Source organism: Mangrovimonas aestuarii (genome assembly GCF_028767185.1).
Lineage (GTDB): Bacteria > Bacteroidota > Bacteroidia > Flavobacteriales > Flavobacteriaceae > Mangrovimonas_B > Mangrovimonas_B aestuarii.
Map to the genome: position 1 here is coordinate 18068 of NZ_JARACK010000006.1, position 24117 is coordinate 42184.

Annotated in this window: 20 protein-coding genes; 7 read left to right on the plus strand and 13 right to left on the minus strand. The window is 36.3% G+C overall.

The features are described from left to right. Window positions 1-105: 105 nt before the first annotated feature. Window positions 106-783 carry an SIR2 family NAD-dependent protein deacylase gene (locus tag PWU04_RS08765; protein WP_274475682.1) on the plus strand — a complete coding sequence of 226 codons (678 nt, stop codon included), beginning with the start codon at window positions 106-108 and terminating at the stop codon, window positions 781-783. A gap of 213 nt (window positions 784-996) precedes the next feature. Here the strand turns inward: PWU04_RS08765 and PWU04_RS08770 are convergent, their stop codons facing one another. The 6 genes from PWU04_RS08770 to lon all read right to left on the minus strand — a co-directional run bounded on the left by PWU04_RS08770 (window position 997) and on the right by lon (window position 9335). Further along, complete coding sequence (locus PWU04_RS08770; protein WP_274475683.1) at window positions 997-1647, minus strand: hypothetical protein; 651 nt, start codon at window positions 1645-1647, stop codon at window positions 997-999. Between the two features lie 70 nt (window positions 1648-1717). After that, window positions 1718-2848 (minus strand): DUF4932 domain-containing protein, encoded by a 1131-nt coding sequence (locus PWU04_RS08775; RefSeq protein ID WP_274475684.1) that lies wholly within the window; start codon window positions 2846-2848, stop codon window positions 1718-1720. Window positions 2849-3041: 193 nt separating this feature from the next. Continuing rightward, window positions 3042-4874, minus strand: a complete 1833-nt coding sequence (gene rpsA / locus PWU04_RS08780; RefSeq protein WP_274475685.1) for a 30S ribosomal protein S1 — start codon at window positions 4872-4874, stop codon at window positions 3042-3044. Between the two features lie 180 nt (window positions 4875-5054). Further along, a complete protein-coding gene (gene cmk, locus PWU04_RS08785) occupies window positions 5055-5750 on the minus strand; it encodes a (d)CMP kinase (RefSeq protein ID WP_274475687.1) in 696 nt (231 codons plus the stop codon). Continuing rightward, entirely contained in the window at window positions 5750-6772 is a 1023-nt protein-coding gene (gene porQ / locus PWU04_RS08790) for a type IX secretion system protein PorQ (RefSeq protein ID WP_274475688.1), read from the minus strand. The genes cmk and porQ overlap by 1 nt, the downstream gene beginning before the upstream one ends. 112 nt (window positions 6773-6884) lie before the next feature. Further along, window positions 6885-9335 carry an endopeptidase La gene (gene lon, locus PWU04_RS08795; protein ID WP_274475689.1) on the minus strand — a complete coding sequence of 817 codons (2451 nt, stop codon included), beginning with the start codon at window positions 9333-9335 and terminating at the stop codon, window positions 6885-6887. 222 nt (window positions 9336-9557) lie between these two features. On the opposite strand from lon, the gene PWU04_RS08800 reads away from it, so the two are divergent. The 3 genes from PWU04_RS08800 to PWU04_RS08810 are packed head-to-tail and all read left to right on the plus strand — an operon-like array spanning window position 9558 to window position 11744. Then, window positions 9558-10115: an RNA polymerase sigma factor gene (locus tag PWU04_RS08800; RefSeq protein ID WP_274475690.1), complete on the plus strand. Its 558-nt coding sequence runs from the start codon at window positions 9558-9560 to the stop codon at window positions 10113-10115. A gap of 5 nt (window positions 10116-10120) precedes the next feature. After that, window positions 10121-10684, plus strand: coding sequence for a hypothetical protein (locus tag PWU04_RS08805; RefSeq protein WP_274475692.1), 564 nt, complete (start codon window positions 10121-10123; stop codon window positions 10682-10684). Then, window positions 10662-11744: a hypothetical protein gene (locus PWU04_RS08810; RefSeq protein WP_274475693.1), complete on the plus strand. Its 1083-nt coding sequence runs from the start codon at window positions 10662-10664 to the stop codon at window positions 11742-11744. Before PWU04_RS08805 ends, PWU04_RS08810 begins: the two co-directional genes overlap by 23 nt. Window positions 11745-11810: 66 nt before the next feature. On the opposite strand, the gene PWU04_RS08815 is transcribed toward PWU04_RS08810, so the two are convergent. The 4 genes from PWU04_RS08815 to PWU04_RS08830 form a co-directional block, all read right to left on the minus strand. Next, window positions 11811-12581, minus strand: a complete 771-nt coding sequence (locus PWU04_RS08815; RefSeq protein ID WP_274475694.1) for a hypothetical protein — start codon at window positions 12579-12581, stop codon at window positions 11811-11813. Between the two features lie 219 nt (window positions 12582-12800). After that, entirely contained in the window at window positions 12801-14084 is a 1284-nt protein-coding gene (locus PWU04_RS08820; RefSeq protein WP_274475696.1) for a hypothetical protein, read from the minus strand. 37 nt (window positions 14085-14121) lie between these two features. After that, on the minus strand, window positions 14122-15447 hold the full coding sequence (locus tag PWU04_RS08825) for an MFS transporter (protein ID WP_274475697.1): 1326 nt from the start codon (window positions 15445-15447) through the stop codon (window positions 14122-14124). A gap of 68 nt (window positions 15448-15515) precedes the next feature. Next, complete coding sequence (locus PWU04_RS08830; protein ID WP_274475698.1) at window positions 15516-16337, minus strand: M48 family metallopeptidase; 822 nt, start codon at window positions 16335-16337, stop codon at window positions 15516-15518. 144 nt (window positions 16338-16481) lie between these two features. On the opposite strand from PWU04_RS08830, the gene msrB reads away from it, so the two are divergent. Continuing rightward, entirely contained in the window at window positions 16482-16958 is a 477-nt protein-coding gene (gene msrB / locus PWU04_RS08835) for a peptide-methionine (R)-S-oxide reductase MsrB (protein ID WP_274475699.1), read from the plus strand. Window positions 16959-16974: 16 nt separating this feature from the next. Here msrB and PWU04_RS08840 read toward each other — a convergent pair whose 3' ends face one another. Beyond that, window positions 16975-18300 (minus strand): NAD(P)/FAD-dependent oxidoreductase, encoded by a 1326-nt coding sequence (locus tag PWU04_RS08840; protein ID WP_274475700.1) that lies wholly within the window; start codon window positions 18298-18300, stop codon window positions 16975-16977. A 115-nt stretch (window positions 18301-18415) separates the two neighbouring features. Between PWU04_RS08840 and lpdA the strand changes: the two genes are divergently transcribed. Then, window positions 18416-19792 (plus strand): dihydrolipoyl dehydrogenase, encoded by a 1377-nt coding sequence (lpdA, locus tag PWU04_RS08845; RefSeq protein ID WP_274475701.1) that lies wholly within the window; start codon window positions 18416-18418, stop codon window positions 19790-19792. A gap of 103 nt (window positions 19793-19895) precedes the next feature. Here lpdA and PWU04_RS08850 read toward each other — a convergent pair whose 3' ends face one another. Both PWU04_RS08850 and PWU04_RS08855 read right to left on the minus strand, forming a co-directional pair. Then, window positions 19896-20309 carry a hypothetical protein gene (locus tag PWU04_RS08850; RefSeq protein ID WP_274475702.1) on the minus strand — a complete coding sequence of 138 codons (414 nt, stop codon included), beginning with the start codon at window positions 20307-20309 and terminating at the stop codon, window positions 19896-19898. A gap of 68 nt (window positions 20310-20377) precedes the next feature. Continuing rightward, complete coding sequence (locus PWU04_RS08855; RefSeq protein ID WP_274475704.1) at window positions 20378-20992, minus strand: hypothetical protein; 615 nt, start codon at window positions 20990-20992, stop codon at window positions 20378-20380. 366 nt (window positions 20993-21358) lie between these two features. Between PWU04_RS08855 and PWU04_RS08860 the strand changes: the two genes are divergently transcribed. Continuing rightward, window positions 21359-24100 carry a fibronectin type III domain-containing protein gene (locus tag PWU04_RS08860; RefSeq protein ID WP_274475705.1) on the plus strand — a complete coding sequence of 914 codons (2742 nt, stop codon included), beginning with the start codon at window positions 21359-21361 and terminating at the stop codon, window positions 24098-24100. Window positions 24101-24117: the final 17 nt, after the last annotated feature.

Below are 24117 nucleotides of genomic sequence, written 5' to 3' on the forward strand. Positions count from 1 at the left end.
AGTTCTATCTACTTAAATCAAATGAACAATTTCCATAATATCATATTAAAGACGTTCAAAATATAATCTAAGCTTTTATTAATTTTACCAATAACAAAAAATCACATGAAGCATATTGTTGTATTAAGTGGAGCTGGGGTAAGTGCGGAAAGCGGAATCAAAACATTTAGAGACGCTGATGGACTTTGGGAAGGTCATGATGTCATGGAGGTAGCCACTCCAGAGGGGTTTGAGGCCAATCCAGAACTCGTATTGGATTTTTACAATCAACGTAGAAGACAGCTGTTTGAAGTTGAACCCAATGCTGCACACCTCAAATTAGCACAACTGGAGAAAACCTATAAAGTTTCCATCATCACACAGAATGTTGATGATTTGCACGAACGTGCAGGCAGTACGAATGTAATTCATCTTCATGGTGAATTACTCAAGGCTAGAAGCATGGGAAATGAAGACTATGTTTTGGAATGGAATTCCGATATAAACTGGGGTGACAATTGCCCCGATGGGCATCAAATTCGGCCACATATTGTTTGGTTTGGAGAAGACGTCCCGATGATGATTCCCGCCATAGATATTTGCCAAACAGCCGATATATTAATCATAATAGGTACTTCCATGCAGGTTTACCCAGCCGCCGGCCTAATGCATTATGTGCAACCCCAAACTAAGATTTTCTATATCGATCCAAAACCCGCTATTAGCGGAAATAATCAAATTACTGTAATAGCAAGACCTGCAACAACGGGTATTGAAGAAGTCATATCATTTTTGCACTCATAGAAAAATCAACTTGTAACTAATACGGCTTCACTTGTTGGAAAAGCTGAAGAATATGGGAAACAACACTCTATAACCAGTAACGATACCGAAGAACGACGAGCCAAAAATCGTAGAATTGCCATTAGAGGAACGAAAAAATGATAGACGAGAAGACCTTCTTTTGAGATTACCTTAAAGAACATTCTAGAATTGAGTGTTATGTTCTTTGATTTATTATGTGTTATTTACAGCTTTCTTACCTCCCAACTTTCCAGTATATCGTTTCATAAAGTATCCAAAACCAAGTCCACTAATAGCCCATAGAGGGATCGATATCAAAACACTTTTCCATGTGATAGGCTGCTCTTGAAATAAAGGAAATAAAAATGTCATAAAAACATACATAAACAAGCCCCAGCTTAAGCCAACTTTAATCCACCCTTTACCTTCATAAGGATTTGGTATAGTTGTAATATCAATTTCGTTAAACCTTTCTGGTTGCTTTGCTAACCATTTATCTTTAAGAGACACTTTAAACCAACCCCAAAACGGATAGGTCAATCCCAACACAATGTAGCTCGTTAAACTGGTCATACAAGGAATCACTCCCCCACATTCATGGCAATATAATCCAAACCAATTTTTAAAAGCTGTACCATTTTGTGTAGACCATGTTCTGCCATCGTGTAAAGTGTTACAGTGGGGACAAGGCACATAACTTCGTTCGGCCAATGGTTTAATTGAGGTTTTATCTACCAAGCTTATCTTTGGAAGCCTTTGTCCTAAAACCACTTCATTAATAGCCGTACCCGGATTCAAAATCCAGAACAACATCATCCAGTTTTTCTGGGTATATGCTTTGTATTTACATTTATTGTATTGCATTATTTTATTTCTAGTTAGCTTCAATTAAAATGTTTATTTACTTCATGCCATACATTCTATTTTATCAAAGCTATTTTAAAGCATTCATTGCTTTTTCAACTGCTTCATAGTATGATTTATATTCACCATCATCATATTTCCTTAATTCATTTATTACCTGAGTCAGGTATTTAAATTGTCGTTTCTCATTATAATCGACAAATAATTTTTGGGCACTCTCCTTATTTCCTAACTTTTCAGCGATTATTATTTCACCTGCTCTCACGAAATGTTCATAAACACATGCCTTCCATGTGTTATAGCCTTGTTTGGACATTACCGTCTTTAAAGGTTCAAATAAATGTTCTGTTTCTGTAAATAATGTGTCTGGCAACTTTACTATAATTGGATTTACAAAAGAATGTCCAAATTCATGAACGCTTAATTCTCTAAGTTTTTTCTTATCTGTAAAGCCCATTTTTAGGTTTTCTTCATCCACAAACTCTTGAAATCCCAAAGCTCCAAATATATTATAAACTTCTCTTTCTCCATTGTTAATATTATTAACGGCAAACCCCATACCTTTAGGGATGGTTAAGCTTGGAACCAGCAAATATTTATCGAAACTCTTATTGTAAAATGATTCCATTGCTTCTATAAAAGCGGTATCCGGCAAACCGCCTTCTATTTCCTCAATAACCTTGATGTAATATTTTTTTGAGTTGATTAAATAAGATTCAAATTCTATTTCTTCCGAAAATGAATTTAATCCTTTCAAAAAAATTTCAGCATTCTTTTTTGCCTCACCAACATTCTTTTCTTTAGAGAAGTTTATATAATATTTTTCATCAACAGAATTTGTTAATTTCGCATTTGGAACATCATCTACTTGAAGAAGGAAAGCATTGATGTAATCAAGCCATAAGTGGTCGGCTACAGCAAAACTTCTAGCCAAATACTCACTTGAGGCATAGGACTTGTAATCATTATATATTTTAAAACCGTAATTATGCCATTCCTTTTTGAGCATTGTTATACCATTAACTTCAACAGTTTTCTCTTCAATATCAACACCTTCAAAGCCAATAAAATAAGCTAGGCCTAAAAGTTCAATATTTTTATTGATTTTTATTTCAACCTTACCGGATTCTAACGAATAATGCTGATTTGACTGAATCGAAGTCAATAATAGCCCAATTATCAGAATAATATTTTTCATCATAAATTTTCTATTATGCTACAAGCATTAGTTTCTACCAGTGTTTTTGTTTCATTTATTTCTTTATTTACCTAATATACAAAAACACTTAACATTGTAAGAAAACGTCATTAGCAATCTTATCCACAAAAAATCAACCATAAAAAAAGCCTCCCAAATGGGAGGCTTTTATTGTTAACTTAAAATATATGAACAATTACGATTTACCGTCCATTTTGTCCTTAAGCGCTTGTAAAGCATCGTTAGCATCACCTAAAGTTGGTTTTGCTTCAGCAGCAGCGTTAGCAGCTTTCTTAGCAGCAGCTTTTACGATTGCAGCTTCTTCAGCTTTGTGAATAGCAGTGTGAGATGCTACTACACGCTTGAATTCCTTATTGAACTCAATGATTTTGAATTCAGCAGATTCACCTTTCTTAAGTTTGCTTCCGTCTTCTTTTTCAAGGTGACGAGCAGGTACGAAGGCTACGATGTCTTCGTTGAACTGAACAGTTGCTCCTTTGTCTACAACTTCTGAAATCTCAGCAGTGTGAACAGTTTCTAAAGCAAACTCAGTTTCATACTTATCCCAAGGATTCTCTGTAGTTTGCTTGTGACCTAAGCTTAACTTACGTCCTTCAACATCTAACTCAAGTACTATAACGTCTAGTTTATCACCTACGTTACAGAATTCACTTGGGTGCTTAATTTTCTTAGTCCAAGAAAGATCTGAGATGTAAATCAATCCATCAATTCCTTCTTCTAACTCTACGAATACACCAAAGTTAGTGAAGTTACGTACAGTTCCTGAGTGCTTAGAACCTACAGGGTACTTGCTAGTAATATCTGTCCATGGGTCTGGAGTCAATTGCTTGATACCAAGAGACATTTTGCGCTCTTCTCTGTCTAGAGTCAAGATTACTGCTTCTACTTCGTCTCCTACAGATACGAAATCTTGAGCAGAACGTAAGTGAGTAGACCAAGACATTTCAGATACGTGAACAAGTCCTTCAACACCATCGGCAACTTCGATAAATGCACCGTAATCTGCGATTACAACAACTTTACCCTTTACTTTGTCACCAACTTTTACTTCCTCACCTAGAGCATCCCATGGGTGCTTGCTCAATTGTTTCAATCCTAACTGGATTCTTGACTTATCCTCATCAAAATCAAGGATTACAACGTTAAGTTTTTGATCAAGCTCAACGATTTCGTTAGGGTGGTTAATTCTAGACCAAGAAAGGTCTGTAATGTGAATTAATCCGTCTACGCCACCAAGGTCGATGAATACTCCGTAAGAAGTGATATTTTTAACAACTCCTTCAAGTACTTGACCTTTTTCAAGCTGCCCGATAATTTCTTTCTTTTGCTCTTCAATATCAGCTTCGATAAGCGCTTTATGAGATACAACAACGTTTTTGAATTCATGGTTGATTTTAACAACTTTGAACTCCATAGTTTTGTTAACGTATTGGTCGTAATCTCTAATTGGCTTAACATCAATTTGAGATCCTGGTAAGAACGCTTCGATTCCGAATACGTCTACAATCATACCACCTTTAGTTCTGCACTTAACAAAACCATTTACAATCTCACCATTATCGTGAGCTGCGTTAACGCGATCCCATGCTTTAATTACACGAGCTTTTCTATGTGACAATACCAATTGACCTGTAGCGTCTTCACGTACGTCAATTAATACTTCTACTTTGTCCCCTACTTTTAAGTCTGGGTTGTAACGAAATTCGTTTAAAGAGATTACCCCTTCAGACTTAGCGTTAATATCGATGATAGCATCGCGATCAGTAATATGAACTACTTCTCCTTCTACCACCTCATCATCTAAAGTGTCTACAAAATTCTCCTCAACTAATTTTTCAAATTCTTGAAGTTGAGAGTCTTCAACTTCGTCAATACCTTCTTGGTAGTTGTGCCAGTTGAATTCTTTTAAGAATTTTTCAGGGTTCTGTTGAGCTTCAGATACTACAGGAGCTTCAACTTTTTTAGCTTCAGTTGCTTCAACTTCAGCTTGTTTTGCTTTTTCAGCCATGTGCTGATTAATAATTTGTATCCTGTGTGCCTTCGGAATATTTTAGCGATACCACACAGAAGAATTAAAAATATAATTAATTTTTCTCGCCCTTTCCTTATCCGATTCTCGCTGAAAAGGAGTGCAAAATTAAGTCATTAATCTTTAACAACCTAATCTATTACACTAAAAATTAAACAATTACGAATTATTTTTAATTGACTGAGTTGCAAGCACTAACACTTTTTGGAATTGTTCTTCTAACCCCATTTGGGAGTTATCTATAGTTATGGCATCTTCTGCCTTAATCAATGGGGAATCTTTACGAGTGGTATCTACATGGTCACGTTCCTGAACGTTTTTTAATACCGATTGATAAGTAACATTATCTCCACGCTCCTTAAGCTCATCATAACGACGTTGGGCACGGGTTTCTGCTGTGGCGGTCATAAACAGTTTAAGCTCAGCTTCGGGAAATACAACTGTACCTATATCACGGCCATCCATAACAACCCCTTTGTTCTTACCCATCTGTTTTTGCTGCTTCACTAATTGACGGCGAACTTCGGGAATGGCTGCCACTTTGCTAACAAAGTTTGAAACCTCCAATGTACGAATACGCTTTTCTACATTTTCACCATTTAGGTACACTTCTGCGAAACCTAAGTCTTTATTAAACTGAAAGCTGATATTGATGTTATCCAAATGAGACTTTAATACTTCTACATCAAAACGGTCATTATCAATGAACCCATTTTGCATGGCATAAAGTGTTACGGTTCGGTACATTGCACCAGAATCGACATATACATACCCCAAACGCTTGGCCAATTGTTTGGCAACTGTACTTTTTCCTGTTGATGAATAGCCATCTATGGCAATGGTGATTTTTTGCATTACTTATCTAAATCGATATGGAGTCCGAAAAAATTGGTATTCGATGCATTGGTGTACCGTGCATGAGTATAACTAAAACGTAGTTTTTTTATTTTTAGGGCAAAACCAGCTGAAAAGCCTGAGAAATTGCGTTGGTCTACAATACGCAGCTCTTCACCTCTTCGAAAGTTATAACCAAAACGCAGATTAAAACCTCCCTCTGGAAACAGCTCTGCACCAATGATGGTGTGACGTATTACTTGCCCAAAAAAGCCAATTTCTTCCTGAGTTTGGTTTCCTTCCAAATCAGTTGTTGCTCTAGCTGGGTTAGATTCAGCTATTTGCCATTTTTGCAAGTTCTCAAAGGTTAAATGCCATCTAATAGGAACATTCTCCAAGCGCTGAGAAAGACCTAAATCCACCTCCAATGGTAAGGGTTCATTTTGACCCGCGTACGTTGTAATTTGCACTCCTGCATTACGCAATACCAAAGCCATATTAAATCTTCTTTCTTCATTTCGATAAATCAGTCCCAAATCTGCTGCCATACCAAATGAATTATATTGCTCTAACTTAGAAGTGATAAACTTTAAATTAGCCCCAAAATAGAAATCTGAATAACCTAACTGTCTGGCATAACCAAGTGTAATTGCTGTTTCATTACCGGAAAACGATCCCGTTTGGTTACCTTGTTCATCGTAGCCATCGAACGAACCGTAATTAATATAATTTACCCCAATAGCGAAGGTTTGTACGTGACGGTCCCAAGTATAACCATAGGAAGCTGTTCCATAGCTTATGCCTCCCAAATAACTACTATAGTTGAGTGATACTTGATTATCCATTTCCTGATTTATTGTGGCTGGATTATATAGAAACTGTGAAATATCGTAATCTACATTGGTAACAACTTTTCCTCCCAAGGCGGCTTGTCTGGGTGACGACACTAGATTAAGAAATTGATATGTATGCTCGCCCCCTAGCTGAGCTGAAGCAGAAACACTAATAAGTAACCCTAAAAAGGTGTATATTTTCTTTAGCATAAAGCCGCAAAGTAAGTAAATCTATCCTAAAACGGGTACAAGTATAATTTATTTTTTATTCAAAAGAAAACCCCGATAAAAATCGGGGTCAAATATATCCTCTTTAAAACTTTTAGAGCTTTTTTGCATTCTTAACTTTTTGATTAGTAATGGCTATGTCCAAAACCTCACTCATTTCCGTTACATAATGGAATGTTAAGCCTTTTAAGTAATCCTCTTTTATTTCCTCTATATCACGTCTGTTTTCCTCACACAAAATTATCTCCTTGATACGAGCCCTCTTCGCTGCTAAAATTTTCTCCTTGATCCCTCCAACAGGCAATACTTTACCCCTAAGTGTAATCTCACCTGTCATAGCAATACTTTTCTTAACCTTTCTTTGAGTAAACAAAGACACTAAAGATGTTAACATTGTAATACCTGCACTTGGACCATCTTTAGGTGTTGCTCCCTCTGGCACGTGAATATGAACATTATATTTATCAAAAATATCTGGGCTAATACCAAAAGTATCAGCATTTGCTTTAATGTACTCCATTGCAATAGTAGCCGACTCTCTCATTACCTTACCTAGATTCCCAGTAATATTTAAACTACCTTTTCCTCTTGAAAGAATGGATTCGATAAATAAAATATCCCCTCCTACTCTAGTCCAAGCTAATCCAGTTACCACTCCCGCAACATTATTATTCTCGTACTTGTCGCGTTCTAACCTTGGCGCTCCTAGAACCTCTATAACATCTTCATTAGTTACCTTTATATTATACTCCTCCTCCATAGCAATGTTCTTTGCTGCAAAACGTACCATCTTGGCAATTTGCTTTTCAAGACCTCTCACTCCAGATTCACGAGTATAGCCTTCAACTATTTTCTCAAGTTGTAATTTACCTATTTTTAAATCTTTTTCTGTTAATCCGTGCTCTTTCAATTGTTTTGGAAGCAAGTGACGTTTTGCAATCTCTACTTTTTCCTCTATAGTATATCCTGTAACATTGATAATTTCCATTCTATCCAATAAAGCTGGTTGAATAGTTGACAAACTATTTGATGTAGCTACGAACATTACTTTTGACAAATCGTAACCCATTTCCAAGAAATTGTCGTGAAAATCACTGTTCTGCTCAGGGTCTAAAACTTCCAACAAAGCTGAGGATGGATCTCCCTGGTGCGAATTGGTCAATTTGTCAATTTCGTCCAATACAAAAACTGGATTAGATGTACCTGCCTTTTTAAGACTTTGAATAATACGTCCGGGCATAGCACCAATATAGGTCTTTCTGTGCCCACGAATTTCTGCCTCGTCGCGTAACCCACCCAAAGATATACGTACATATTCCCTTCCAAGAGCCTCGGCTATCGATTTTCCTAAAGAGGTTTTACCAACTCCTGGAGGACCGTAAAGACAAAGTATAGGCGATTTCATATCATTACGGAGCTTCAAAACTGCTAGATATTCTATAATTCTCTTCTTTACATCATCCAACCCATAGTGATCACGATCCAATATACGCTTAGCACGCTTAAGATCGAATTTATCTTCACTGAATTCATTCCAAGGCAATTCCAAAAACAAATCCAGATAATTTCTTTGAATCGAATACTCTGCAACTTGCGGATTCATGCGCTGCATTTTGGCTAGTTCTTTTTCAAAATGCTTCGCAACTTTTTCGTCCCACTGTTTATCCTTTGAGCGTTGTCTCATTTCTTCAATTTCTTGCTCGTAACTAACACCACCAAGCTCTTCTTGAATGGTCTTCATTTGTTGATGCAAGAAATATTCACGCTGTTGCTGATTAAGGTCACTCTGCACCTTCAACTGAATATCATTTTTTAGTTCCAACTTTTGGAACTCGATATTCATGAACTTCAAAGTCTCCAAAGCACGCTCCTTCAGCGAATTTATTTCCAAAAGCTTTTGCTTTTCCTTCACAGTAAGATTCATATTGGATGACACAAAATTCACCAAGAACGAATCGCTTTCTATATTTCTGATAGCAAAAGAAGCCTCGCTAGGAATATTTGGACTCTCCTTTATAATTTGAAGAGCAAGATCCTTTATGGAGTCAATAATTGCTTCAAACTCTTTATTTTTTTCTGCAGGTTTAGCTTCTGCAACCTCACGAACCGTTGCGTTCATATAAGGCTCTTCGGTAATCATCTCTGCTACCTTAAAGCGCTTTTTGCCTTGAATAATTACTGTTACATTACCATCTGGCATTTTAAGAACCTTTAAAATACGAGCTACGGTTCCGGTTTCGTGGATATCGGCAACGGTTGGATCTTCAACATTTTCGTCTTTTTGGGAGACAACCCCTACTACTTTACCTCCTTTGTTCGCATCGTTGATAAGCTTAATAGATTTATCACGACCGGCAGTAATAGGAATAACCACTCCTGGAAACAACACTGTATTACGCAATGGTAATATAGGTAAGGTTTCTGGAAGCTCTTCCCGATTAATTTCTTCTTCATCTTCTGGAGTCATCAAAGGAATCAACTCTGAATTCTCATCAAATTCCTGCAATGACAAACTGTCAAGACTTAAAAAATTAGACTTTTTCATAAATATTTTTAGGTCATTCTGTCATAATAAAACAGAACATTTTTTATAATTTTAGTTCATCCAACACCTTAATCAACCTAACAGCAAGCCTTTTGCACTATTAGCGTTCTTAGGAGTCGCTACTATTATTCAATTAATATGCCAAGCTATTACAAAATATTTTCCCTTTTAACTGTAACAATCAATAAGAGACTTCATCTTTAAAGTAAAGCTATAGTTTTTTTGACACTGACCAACCAAAATATCGAAACGCTCGTTGAGCTATGCCAACAGGGTAACAAAACCGCCCAACTGGAAATTTATGATAGATATAGTAAAGGAATGTTTAATGTTGCGTTTAGGATAGTGAAAGATCAATTTGAAGCTGAAGATATAATGCAAGAGGCGTTTTTAACAGCCTTTACAAAATTAGACAAATTAAAAAACAAGAACACATTTGGCGCATGGCTAAAAAGGATTGTGGTTAATAACAGTATTTACCAATATAACAAGACGATCTCTAAAAATAATGTACCGATTGAACCTATGCTGTACAAGGTAGAAGACCAAACCAATGACCATGAATCGAATAGTGAAAATAAAGAAAAAGTAGCCAAGGTGATAAGGGAGATGAACCACCTGAAAGACAATTATAGACTTGCATTGACTTTACACCTAATTGAAGGATACGATTACGACGAGATTTGCGACATTATGAAGATTAGCTATGCTAATTGCAGAACAACAATCTCACGAGCTAAAGAACAATTAAGAAAGAAGTTGGAACCAATAATAAATTAGGCATCATGAAAAGTGACAAAATAGATAATTTATTTGAAACGCTACAAAACGATTTCGATATCCTTGAGCCTAAAAGCGGGCACCGTCAACGATTCTTGGATAAATTGGAACAACAGGAAACAGCAATACCCCATAAAACCAGATCGGTAAGAATGCTGTGGAGACCAATGGCTGGAATTGCCGCCCTTTTAGCTTTGTTTTTAGCAATTGCTATCTCTCTAAACAGAGAGCCTAAATTAGAAGGATTGGCAGCTGTTTCACCTAAAATGGCTAATACGGAAAGCTTTTTCGTTACAACCATAAACGAGGAAATAAGACTTCTAAACAAAGAAGTAACGCCACAAACCCAACATTTTGTAAACGATGCTCTAAAACAGCTTGAGCATTTAGAAAACGAATATGAAGTTCTCAAATCAGATTTGGCTACAAGCGGTAACGATAGTAGAGTAATCTACGCCATGATTTCAAATTTTCAAAATAGAATAGACGTCTTACAAACAGTACTGGAACAAATAGAAACCTTTAAAAATCTCAAAAAACAGAACTATGAAAACAATAATACCATATAAGTGTATCACCCTCTTTTTAGTTGCTTTATTAACATTGCAATCGCAGGCCATGTTTGCTGGTGATAAACACGAGAAGTCAAAAACCATTAAAAAGGAGTTCAACGTTAACAAAAACGCCTTGGTGAGTATAGACAACAGTTATGGTAATCTCGATGTGATTACCTGGAGCGAAAACCGTGTAGTGTTTGAAATCACTATAACTACTAGTGGAAACAACTTGGATAAAGTAGAACAAAAGCTGGAAGACATTACGGTAGATTTCACAGCCTCAACCAATGAGGTTTCTGCTAAAACAGTGTTCAATAAGGACAAGTCGTTTTGGAATTGGGGCAATAGCAATGTAAACATGAAAATAAACTATATCGTAAAAATGCCTATTACCAATGGGGTAAACCTAAAAAATGACTACGGCAACATTAACCTAGCTAAACTGGAAGGGCAAGCAACCATTAGTTGCGATTACGGAAAAATCACAACAAAAGAATTAATGGCAGAAAATAACATCATCAAATTCGACTATACCAATAACTGCTATTTTGAGTTTATAAACAGTGGAAAAATCAATGCCGATTACAGCAGCTATACCGTTGCAAAGACTAAAGGTTTAAACATAACAGCAGATTATACCAAATCAAATATTGAAGTTGCAGAAAACATAGTTTTTAATTGTGATTATGGAGCTATTTCGATAGATCAAGTGAACAACCTAAAAGGAAATGGCGACTATCTCACAACCAAAATTGGAGATGTGTACCAAGCTTTGGATTTAGATGCCGATTATGGTGCCATAAAAATAGAACGTCTGCACAAAAATGTATCTACGGTTCGTATAAAGTCGGATTATACGGGAATAAAAGTAGGATGCAGTCCAGACTATAATTTCAATTTCGAGATTGATTTAGAATATGCTTCTTTAAAAGAACTAGACAACTTTAATTTTACAACCACCAAAAAAGATCATACCGACAAATATTATTCTGGCTATAGCGGAAACCAAAATTCCGGTAATATGATAAAAATTGAATCGGACTACGGTAGTGTCAGTTTCTTTAGGAATTAAGAATACATTCTTAATTAAAAAAGCCACTCATGTTTCGAGTGGCTTTTTGAATAAATTAAGCTGAAATTAATTTAAAGAGTAAGTTTCAAGTTCCTGTAACATATGAGTAGAAGTTGAACCATCCGTTATAACACCGTCCATTTTAATCATTCCTACATTTTCAGCAAAGTAATATGTATAATTGTAGGAGACTTGCTGTCCCATAGAATCGGAAAGCATATCAATCCCTACCTTAATTACTGGATAGTAAGTTTCTCCGTTTACCTCAACTGTAGCGTCTCTTTCAAGAATTATACCATCCAATTCCATGGTTTGATCTATTTCCTGATCTGGATAATTAGGATCTGTATACTCTATATTTGTTGTAACAGTAAAATCCGTATTCCATGTTTCACCCACTTCTAAATAATCCTTAAGTACAATATAATCGTAACCATCTTGAGATAACTGCATCATACCTTGATATTCAGCATTTAAATCATCCATTCCTATATGATAGTCACCACCTTCTTTATATGAATACGTTACCACATCTAGATTATCAAACATGGTTCCATCTGTTGCTGTGTTAGACATTACCAGGTTATTGAACTTAAAGGCATTTACTCCATTGATCGTTTCGTTTCCAATAATGGTAATTTCACTGTCATCTTGACTTTGGCTATCCATCTCAACGGTATAATTCCAACTATTCCCTACTGCAAGTGGCCAATAATCACCAGTAGATTCACCTACTTCATTGTTATTATTATCATCATTAGAATCACTTTCACAAGACGTTAACGAAAAGGTTAAAAATGACAACATTAATAGACCTGTTAGTTTAATTTTTTTCATTTCTTTAATAGATTTTGTTAATTTTCTTACAAACATATCATTTTTTTATATGTTTAAAAAATTAACTTTATCTTACAAATACAATATTGCTTATGAAGAATCAATAAGCTTCTAGCTACAAAACAGTTACACCATAAGAATATTATTTTTTAAAAGTACCCATATAAAAAAAGCCGCTCAGAGAGCGGCTTTTTTATTATACACAAAGTACTTTTTTTATTAGAATGTGATTTCAATTTGCCCCATTTCAACTACAAAGTTACTTGGCACATCTGCATTCGAAAACGAACCTCCAAAAGTTCCGATAAGTTGATCTGCATTGTTTACAGTAATTTCATCGGAATAATACGGCTCGAACTCTGTTACATCCATCTGGTAAGTATTCTCATCAGAATAAAGAATCTCAAATGATTCAATTTTATTCATACCTGTTAATCCCCCTGTAATAGTGAATTGGAAAGATACGCCATTAGAAGCTTCTGCAGATGATATTGTCTTTTGACCAGATTCGTCTGAAACCTGTAAAAAAGTAAATACATACTCTTCTTCTGCTATTGAAAAAGAAACAACACCTTGCCCTTGCTCTTCACCACTACAATCTCCCAAAGCATCAATCATTCCTTGTAGTGTGTTTTCAGCGTCATCACCACAAACGGCCAATTGATTTGTTAAAGCCTCTTTATAAGCTAAACATGCTGCCATATTAGCATCCTCATTAGTCTCGTCAACATTGTTATATTCTATCTGGGCAAGTTGTGCATAGTAAGCTGCCAGATTACAATTGTAATCTTCCATAGACTCACAGTCTTGAAGGCATGTCAATTTAATCTGTACAGATCCATCTCCAAGCCCACACCAATAGAGTTGTGCTTGTAAAGCCTCTTGATATGCTTGTAATAAGGTTGTAAAATTTTCTTCATTAGAATTATTAAATGCTTCTTCTGCAACCATAGCTTGCTGAATTGCTTGAATGCAATCTTGTGGCTCTTCTACAGTACTGCCACAGTCTCCCAATAATTCAATTGCTGCTTGCAAACTACCATCTTCATCCCCACATAGGGTTATTTGGTGTTGTAAAGCTTCTTTATATTCTTGACATAGCTCTACTTCATTTGTTGCATCAGAATTTTCATAAGCTTGAGCTGCAACGCTAGCCAACGCCACGGCTTCATCACAATCTGCTGGACCTTCATAACCACAATTCCCAAGAGCATCAAGGGTAATGGCAATAGTTCCACTAGGGTCTCCACAGGTTTCTAAATAATCCTCTAATGCACTTCGATAAGACAAACACATTTCTACTTGATTGTCAACAGTTGCGTTAGTGTAATTTATTGAAGCTTGGGCCAATATCTCAGTAGCTTCCTCACAAGTTAATGCTGGTGTAACAGTATTATTGTTATTTCCATTATATTCTTGAAATTCTCCTTCCAAAGGTTCATTCTCACAAGTAAAGGCCATACTTAACACGCCAATACAAAAAAGTACAAGTATTTGTCTCATAATAGATTTGTTAATTTTTTCACAAACATAAATAATTTTAATTAAATCGCAACTGCCTTTTTGGTACTCTAAACAAAAGAATTATGCCAAATAAAAAGAAAATAAACAGAAATAAAATTGAATTTCTCATACTACCAGTAATCTGATCAATTGTTCCGTATAGCACCATCCCTATAACGATACCTATCTTTTCAGAAACGTCATAAAAACTAAAATATGATGTAGTATCCTTGGTTTCTGGTAAAAACTTTGAATAGGTAGAGCGCGATAAGGCTTGGATTCCCCCCATTACAAGTCCTACAAAAGCAGCAGTAATATAGAATTGCATCGGGGTTTGCACAAAATACCCATAGAAACAAAGTCCCATCCAAATAAAGTTAATGACTATAAGTGTGTTGATGTTACCAAACCTTGCAGAAGCACGAGAAGTCATCACAGCTCCCAATACTGCAACAATTTGAATCACCAAAACACTCACTATTAGACCCATTGTTTTTTCATCGTCACTACCCCAACTTATTTCTTGTTCACCAAAAAAAGCTGCTACAAGCATAATAGTCTGCACAGCCATGCTGTAAACAAAGAAAGCTCCGAGATAACGCTTAAGCCTAAGATCCTCTTTTAGTTCACTCCAAACCGTTTTAAGCTCCCTTACCCCTTTAAAAAGAACATCCCTTGTAACCTTATGACCTTTTGAAACGCCTTTCGGCAGGTAATAGTAAGTATACTGGCTAAAAACAATCCACCACACACCTACGGTAATAAAAGAGTAGCGCATAGCTTTCATGGCGGCTTCCCCTTCTGTACCCGTAATGCCAAACCAATGTGGATACATTACCATTGCTAAATTGACAATTAGAAGCAATACACTACCTATATATCCCAATGAAAACCCTTTAGCACTAATTTTATCTTGCTGTTCTGGGTATGCTATATCTGGTAAATAGGAATTATAAAACACCAAACTTGCCCAAAAGCCCAGCAAACCGCAGAAGTAAAATAACAGCCCCCAATAAATATTACCTAGTTCAAACCAATTGAGACCAATACAACCAATAGATCCCAAATAACAGAAAAATTTCATAAAGGCCTTTTTGTTTCCAATATAATCGGCTATACCAGATAAAAAAGGTGATATAACCGCCACAACCAAAAAAGTAAAAGCTGTAACAAATGAGATTAATGCTGTATTCTTAAACTCGAAACCAAAAGCATGAACTGTATTCTTTCCTTCAGTAAATAGAGCCCCATAGTATATAGGAAAAATCGTTGAAACAATGGTTAGTGCATAAACCGAATTTGCCCAATCGTAAAAAGCCCATGCGTTAAGTAGTTTTTTACTTCCTTTTTTGAGATTATCCATAGAAAAAAAGCTGTTCATTTTATTGAACAGCCCCTAAAAGTAAACAAATATTTTATCCTGTTTATTTCTTAATTAACAAATGTAGTGACCCCAAATTTCTTGGCTTCGGCTTTTGCCTTGGGAATCATATTTGTAAGCTCTGAAATACGAGAATTGTTAGATGGGTGCGTACTTAATATTTCTGGGGGTGCCCCCCCTCCATTTGCATTCATTCTTTTCCAAATTTCAGGAGCTTCCTCTGGATTGTAACCAGCGATAGCCATTAAAATAATTCCAATTCTGTCCGCTTCAGACTCATGGCTTCGACTAAATGGCAACATCCCTCCAACATTGGAAACCACCCCATAAGATTGATTGAAAATATCTACCGCCATAGGGTCTTGAATGGCCAAATTTCCAGCTACAGACAACCCTTGCTGAAGGTATGAAGCACTCATGCGTTGTTGACCGTGATTTGCTAACGCATGTGCCACTTCGTGCCCCATAATTGCTGCCAACCCAGCTTCTGATTTAGCTATTGGCAATATGCCTGTATAAACAACTATTTTCCCCCCTGGCATACACCAAGCGTTAACAGTTTTATCTTCCACTAAATTATAATCCCATCGATAATCCTTAAGATACCCCTTAAAACCATTAGCATTTAAATATCTTGAAGCAGCATTAGCGATACGTTCCCCTACGCGGCTTACCATTTCTGCATCTTTTGTACCATTAACAACCTTGTGCTCATTTAAAAACTGACTGTATTGTTGAAATGAAGCTGGAAAAAGGGTACTGTTTTCAGTGCCTGGAAAGGCCATCGTTTTTTTTCCTGTAAAAGGATTTGTTGCACAGGATAAAAGCAATCCCAAAGCACCAAAAGCTGTAAGTTTCGTTCTTAAATTCATGGGTAGTGTAACTATTTTTATAAGTATAAATGTACAAAAAGACTTAACATTCTATCATTCTTCAATTTGATTTTTAATCTAGAAATGTCAGCATCATTGTTCTTTAGCGACTTATAAAATGAAAATTGATAGATTACACCTCAAATGAAAACTCTCACTATAACAATAGTACTATGCTTTTTGTTAAGCTGTAACGGAAACGCTCAAAAGAACACTTCATCAAAAGACAACAACAAAGTAACAAAAACAGATTCTGAATGGCGTTCTGAATTAAGCTCAATGGAATATCATGTTATGAGAGAAGGCGGAACAGAACGTGCTTTTTCTAGTCCATTGAATGACAATTATTCTAATGGCACTTATGTTTGTGCTGCTTGCGACACCCCATTATTTAATAGTGTTAACAAATTCGATTCAGGTACTGGATGGCCAAGTTTTGATCGTGCTATTGAGGGCAATGTAGCTTATGGAGATGGCTCAGAAAACAACTTCTCTGGAGTTGAAGAACACTGTGCTGTTTGTGGAGGTCATTTAGGGCATAGATTTAACGACGGACCAGAAACCACTGGCCAGCGTCACTGCATCAATGGTGTGGCTCTAAAGTTTGTTCCTGCCGAATAGTATCTAAAACCCCTTCTTAATCTTCACTTGTGTCTTTTATTTTAGCTTTTTGCGACACCATTACATTTTCCCTCTTTTTATATGGTCGTATAATTAATCGTGCTTCTCTGTCAAAGCGAATATAATTGTAAAGCCAGTTCACAAAAACAATAGCCCTATTTCTAAACCCTATCAGAAAGTACAAGTGTACAAACATCCAAACAAACCAAGCAAACACCCCTTGAAACCTAAATTTTGGCAAATCGACTACAGCTCTATTTCTTCCCACTGTAGCCATAGATCCTTTGTCTTTGTATTTAAAAGGAATCATAGGTTCACCTTCCAATAACCTAAGTAAATTCTCCCCTAATTGTTTTCCCTGCTGAATTGCAGGCTGAGCCATCATTGGATGCCCTCTAGGGTAATCTGATGTTTCCATTTGAGCCACGTCACCAATTGCAAAAATGTTTTTAAACCCTACAACTTGGTTAAATTCATTGACCTTAATTCGATTGGATTTATTAACAAAATTCGATCCATCAAGACCTCTAACTGCTGCGCCTTTCACCCCAGCCGCCCATATTAAGGTGGCTGTTTTAAAGACCTCGTCAGTATTTGTAGTTACAGTTTTTCCATCATACTCCAGAACTCTTGTGTTTTTCCAAATATTTACCCCCAAATGCTCCAAAAAATCTTCGGCCTTTTGCGATGCTTTTTCACTCATTTCGGGCAAAATTCTACCATTGGACTGTACCAAATTAATTTGTGCCATACGCGTATCCAAATCTGGATAATCCTTGGGTAAAATTCCTTTTTTAATTTCTGCCAATGCACCAGCTAATTCAACTCCAGTTGGTCCAGCCCCAACAATTACAAAATTCATTAAAGCCACACGTTCGTTTAAATCGGAGGTCAACAAAGCAGCTTCGAAGTTTTCCAAAATCAAGCTCCGTAAATCCAACGACTGGGGAATGGTTTTCATAGCCATACTGTTTTTTTCAATGGTCTCATTACCAAAATAGTTGGTTTTAGAACCAGTGGCGACAACCAAATAATCATAATCAATTCTCCCAATATCAGTATAAACCCACTCCCCTTCAGAATCGATAGAAAGCACATTAGCCAAGCGAAAGTAAAAGTTAGGAAAATCCTTTAGTATTTTACGAATGGGATAAGCAATAGAATCAGGCTCTAAACCGCCTGTAGACACCTGATATAGTAGGGGTTGAAACGTATGATAATTATGCCTATCTAACAGCACTACCTGGACCTCTTGTTTAGCCAGTTTTTTGGCCAATCGGACACCTGAAAATCCACCACCAATAATAACGATTCGTGGAAAACTACTTTGTGGGATATTCATACGGAACAGCTTACTTCTCAAAGATAGCAAAACTTAGATTTTTTATTAGCATAAAGTATTATTCAATTAGGTTTTGTAAATTCGTGCCTTCAATAAAAGTTTAAAAAAACGACTCATGAGTAAATACGATATTATTGTTCTTGGAAGCGGTCCGGGAGGTTACGTTACAGCCATTAGAGCATCACAATTAGGATTTAAAACAGCTATTGTTGAAAAAGAGAACCTAGGTGGTGTATGTTTGAACTGGGGATGTATCCCTACCAAAGCGTTATTGAAGTCGGCTCAGGTTTTTGAATACCTAAAGCATGCCGGAGATTACGGGCTTACAGTAAATGAATATGACAAAGATTTCACATCTGTTGTAAAGCGCAGTCGCTCTGTTGCCGAGGGAATGAGCAAAGGTGTTCAGTTCCTAATGAAAAAGAACAAAATAGACGTTATTGAAGGTTACGGAACCCTTAAGCCAGGAAAGAAGGTAGAGGTTGATGGTACTGTTTATAGTGCAGATAATATTATCATTGCTACTGGAGCTCGTTCTCGTGAGTTGCCAAGTTTGCCTCAAGATGGTAAGAAAATTATAGGGTACAGAGAAGCGATGACACTTCCTGAGCAACCAAAGAAAATGATTGTTGTAGGTTCTGGTGCAATTGGTGTTGAGTTTGCTTACTTCTACAACTCTATGGGTACTGAAGTTACGGTTGTTGAGTTCTTACCAAATGTTGTACCTGTTGAAGATGAAGAAGTGTCAAAACAATTAGAGCGTTCATTCAAAAAGAGCGGCATTAAAGTAATGACATCCTCTGAAGTTACTAAAGTTGACACTTCTGGTGAAGGCGTTAAAGCTACTGTTAAGACCAAAAAAGGAGAAGAAATCATTGAGGCTGACATCGTATTATCTGCTGTTGGTATCAAATCGAACATAGAAAACATTGGTCTAGAAGAAGTTGGTATCGCAACTGACCGTGATAAGATTTTGGTAAACGACTATTACCAAACTAATATTCCTGGTTACTATGCTATCGGTGATGTAACTCCTGGGCAAGCACTTGCTCACGTAGCATCTGCCGAAGGTATTTTATGTGTTGAGAAAATTGCAGGAATGCACGTTGAAGCTCTAGATTACGGAAACATTCCAGGGTGTACTTACTGTTCTCCTGAAGTTGCTAGTGTAGGTTTAACCGAAAAGCAAGCAAAGGAACAAGGTTATGATATTAAAGTTGGTAAATTCCCATTCTCTGCTTCTGGTAAAGCAAAAGCCGCTGGAACTAGCGATGGATTTGTAAAGGTTATTTTCGATGCTAAATATGGTGAATGGTTAGGCTGTCATATGATTGGAGCCGGAGTAACTGATATGATTGCAGAAGCTGTTTTAGGTAGAAAGCTTGAAACTACAGGTCATGAAGTATTGAAAGCAGTACACCCTCACCCCACAATGAGTGAAGCGGTAATGGAAGCTGTTGCCGATGCATATGATGAGGTTATTCACTTATAATAGTGAATAACCTATTTTCTAAATAATAAAAAAGCGATCTAAATCTAGATCGCTTTTTTATTGTTAAATTTTGTTCTAATACTCACATCAATAAATAATATATTTAAGCACATGAAACCGTTACAGAATGATTGTGACCTGAACCACTAGTAGAAGATACCACAATGGATTGATTAGCCTGTAGATCTGAAAAATCATTTGGTCCCAAAGTTACGTTATGGTTATGGTCTGCATTTCCTTGAATAGAATATGTTTTTTGGGTTCCTTGAACGACATCATCCATGGAAACTACCAAACTATGACCATGATTTCCAGAAATCGAACTAGCATTTGCTCCATTTTCCAAACAATTACCTTGTTGAGACGGTGGGTTATTACCTCCATTACCATATCCACTTCCACCTTCATTATTGTTTCCTCCATCATCAGAACTGGACGAACAGCTTAAAACAGAGTACGCTGGAATAGCTAGAAGCAGCGCTGCAAAAGAACGATAAATAAAAGTTTTTCTGTCCATCTTAAAGTTGTTTTGATTTAAAGGCATAAAGATACAACATACAACACTGCAAATCAACTATATATACTTCAAAACCCACCTGTTAACTCAAGAATGGCCACATACTTTGGTACTTCAAAATACTTACTACTGAGCTTTTTTTTATCAATGTTTTTAGCCTCCATGACGACATTGAATAACGGATACTCAAGTTCCATTTTAAGATAAACGGCTTCCATTATTGCCACTATATCATCTTTATTAAAAAGGTTGAAATTTTCGTAATGTTTTGGGTTCAGGGGAAGTTTAGAAGAATAATAAAAAATCTTGGTTCCCTGATTGTCATTAATTATCAACTTATCACAAACAACCCCTAAAATTGTATCAGACTGCTTAACTATAGTATACTCAAAAGGTTCCTTTACATTCGATACAGTTGAGACATACCTTAATGTGTCTCTATCTGTTTTATTCTTGAAATATATTCTCTTATCTGAATGCCTATACAACTGGAAATTCATAAAATTAGAATCAGTAGTTTCCATATAATTACCATTTTTAAAATATGTAATGGCTTTTGTACCTAATTCTTTCTCTAAATCTTCCACAGAAATAGTTGAAGTTTTTGATTCATATTCTAATTTGTACTCAATAATACCTTCAAAGTCCTGACCTAAAATTCTACAATAGCAGAATATAGCCATTATACAGATTATGATTCTTTTCATATGCTAGTGGGGTTAATAACTATTAAAAAGCAACACCTTCAACAGATAATCATAAGAGATAAAGATGTTTTAAGAGTTTTGTCTTCATTATAATAAACAAAGAAACACACTATAAAAGTTACAAAACAACACACACTAAAACAAACGTAAAATACTCACATCCAAGTAAATAAGACGATCAGCTGTTTTATTCGACAAAAACAAAATATTTTCTAGCTTAACCTAATGCTAACCTAGTTAACAGCAACTTGAACTATTAGTAAAACAAGGTTAAACTACAGATAAACATCTTCATTAACCACATAGGTAATTTTGCAGCATTAATCAATATGAACCACATTTATGAAAAAGAATTATTTATTATTGCTTACTCTATGCTTTTTTCAGCTAGCTTCTGCACAAGACCTATTTCCTTATCTTCAATCTGTCACACCAAATTCCATTTACGTTAACTGGAAAACCGAAGGTAATCCTGAATCTATTGTAGAATATGGAACCGTAGCAACTAACCTAAACGTAACTGTTACTGGAAATACTAATATCTTTACCGACAGCGGTTATCCGGGAAATTATTATTACCACACTGTAAAACTGATCAATCTAACCCCAAACACTAAGTATTATTACAAAATAAAAACTGGGAGTGAAGAATCTGCAATTTATTCATTTAAGACCTTACCAACCCCAGGAGAAGCTGCTACTAATGATGGGCATATTCGCTTTCTTATAATGGGTGATAATCAACTTAAAAATGAACCTCGTTATGATTCTCTTGTTTCAGCTGCTTACAGAAAGATTAAGGAAAAATGGGGAACATCAATTTCTCCTGACGATAACATCGCTTTAACTTTCATGGTTGGCGACCAAGTGGACGTAGGGACATTAGACCACTATGAACATGTACATTTTAAAAAGAACAGAAAACTATCGGGCTACATACCAATTCAAACCACAGTTGGCAATCATGAAACATACGGGACTCTTGGTATGCAAGCCTATTACGATCATTTTTATTTAGATGAAATGTCATACCAAGGCATATCATCAGGAACGGAAAATTACTATGCGCAGCAAGCTGGTAATGTATTGTTCATTAGTTTAAGTTCTGAACATACGGGTGCAACTCAATTAAGTTGGTTACACCAAGTTGTTGCTGCCGCGAACAATGACGATACCGTAGACTGGATATTCTCTCTTAGTCACCGTCCTTATCAAGCCGAACAATACGTTGGAGATATTTCATCTTGGGTCAGAAATACAGCAGTACCACACTTAACAACTTCTGACAAGTACATCATGCACATTGGTGCACACCATCACTTATATCACCGGGGTCAGTTAAAAGACTCTCCCACTTACAATATCATCTCTGGAGGTACAGCCTGGGATCAGTACTGGGGGATGTCTTCAGAACAGGATTTTGAGGATGTACAAAAGACCATTAGTAATTGGATGTACCAAATTGTGGATATCGATGTTATAAATGGCACTATGGATGTTGAAAGTTACTCTATTGGAAGTATATTCCAATGGAAAGACAACCAACTTATGGATACTTTCCATAGATATAAAAACCAAGCATCACCGAGCCAACCTATCATCGTAAATGATTTTACTGAAGACGTTACCCAACCAGTAACCATTCATGCTTCTGGATACCAAACCACAACAACAGAAGAATTAAATACCTCTCAATTTTTGATTTCAAAAACGGAAAACTTCAACATTATAGAAAAAGAAATATACCGTGATTATGAGAACCTTTTTGGAATGTATGAAACCCAAACCGATTCAACTATTGACATAAACTTAGGAGTTGACATCTCTAAAATAACTTTAGCAACAAATGAATTGGCCAACGGTGAGTATTTTGTAAAAATGCGCTATAGAGACCGTAATTTGGAATGGTCGTCGTGGAGTGAAACCAAAAGTTTTACAATCATAGGAAGTGAAAATTTGGATACTGCTATTACGCTAGATGCTGAGTCTTACGAAATCGATTCTCCTATTATAGTTGAATATACAGACGCCCCAGCCGAAAACACTACCTGGGTTGGTCTTTATACTGCTTCTCAAACACCTAGTCTTTCTTCTCCTTCAATTTCATGGTTGTACACGGACGGAAACTCTAATGGCTCCATTAACTTTAATGATGGGATATCGCAAGCTGGAAGATATTTTGTTGCTATATTTTCAGATGATGGTTATACAGAAATCGCAGAACGCCAATATTTTTATGTTGGACCGACACCTGTACTTTCAGCAGATGCAGCCGAATACGCTGAAGGAACTCCCGTAAACATATCATTTACAAACGCCCCACAACTAAACAACGATTGGATAGGTATATACAAAATGGGACATGTTCCAGGTGACATCAACTCCACAGCATGGTCTTACGTCAACAATACAGCTGAAACCAAAACTTTTAACAATCTAAATCCTGGCTATTATTATGCTGAATACTTTTTATTGGATGGGTACGAATCTATTGGGAATAAAGTATTCTTTAAAGTTGGAGATTTGGTTACCAATCTTTGGATTAACCAACCCGTATATCAATTGGGTGAGCAAATTACCGCTTCTTGGACCGATGCCCCTGGAATCGTTAAAGACTGGTTGGGCATATACCCTAGCGATGCTAACCCAAATATAGATCCTCTTATCAGCTACACTTATTTTGAAGGATTGGCAGAAGGAACAACAACTTTACCCGAAGAAGCCATGCCTACAGCAGCTGGAAATTATTACGTAGTGATGTTCACAAACGATTCTTATAACGAAGTATCTAACAGAGTGGATTTTCAGGTAATAGATGAAACCCTTTCAAATAATGAATTTGAAATTGATCATGGGCTTAAGCTTTACCCTAATCCAACATCAAATACCAATCAAAGTATCATTTCATCGAAATACCCTATCGATAAGATAGAATTATTCAGCACCGATGGTCAGCTTATGTATGCCACAGAAAATGTAAACAACAATAAATATTCTTTGGTAACCCAAGATTTGCCAACAGGCGTATATATTGTTAAAATACATTCCAGAAAAGTATACACAGCTAAATTAGTTGTGCAATAACCCAAATCTACTATTAT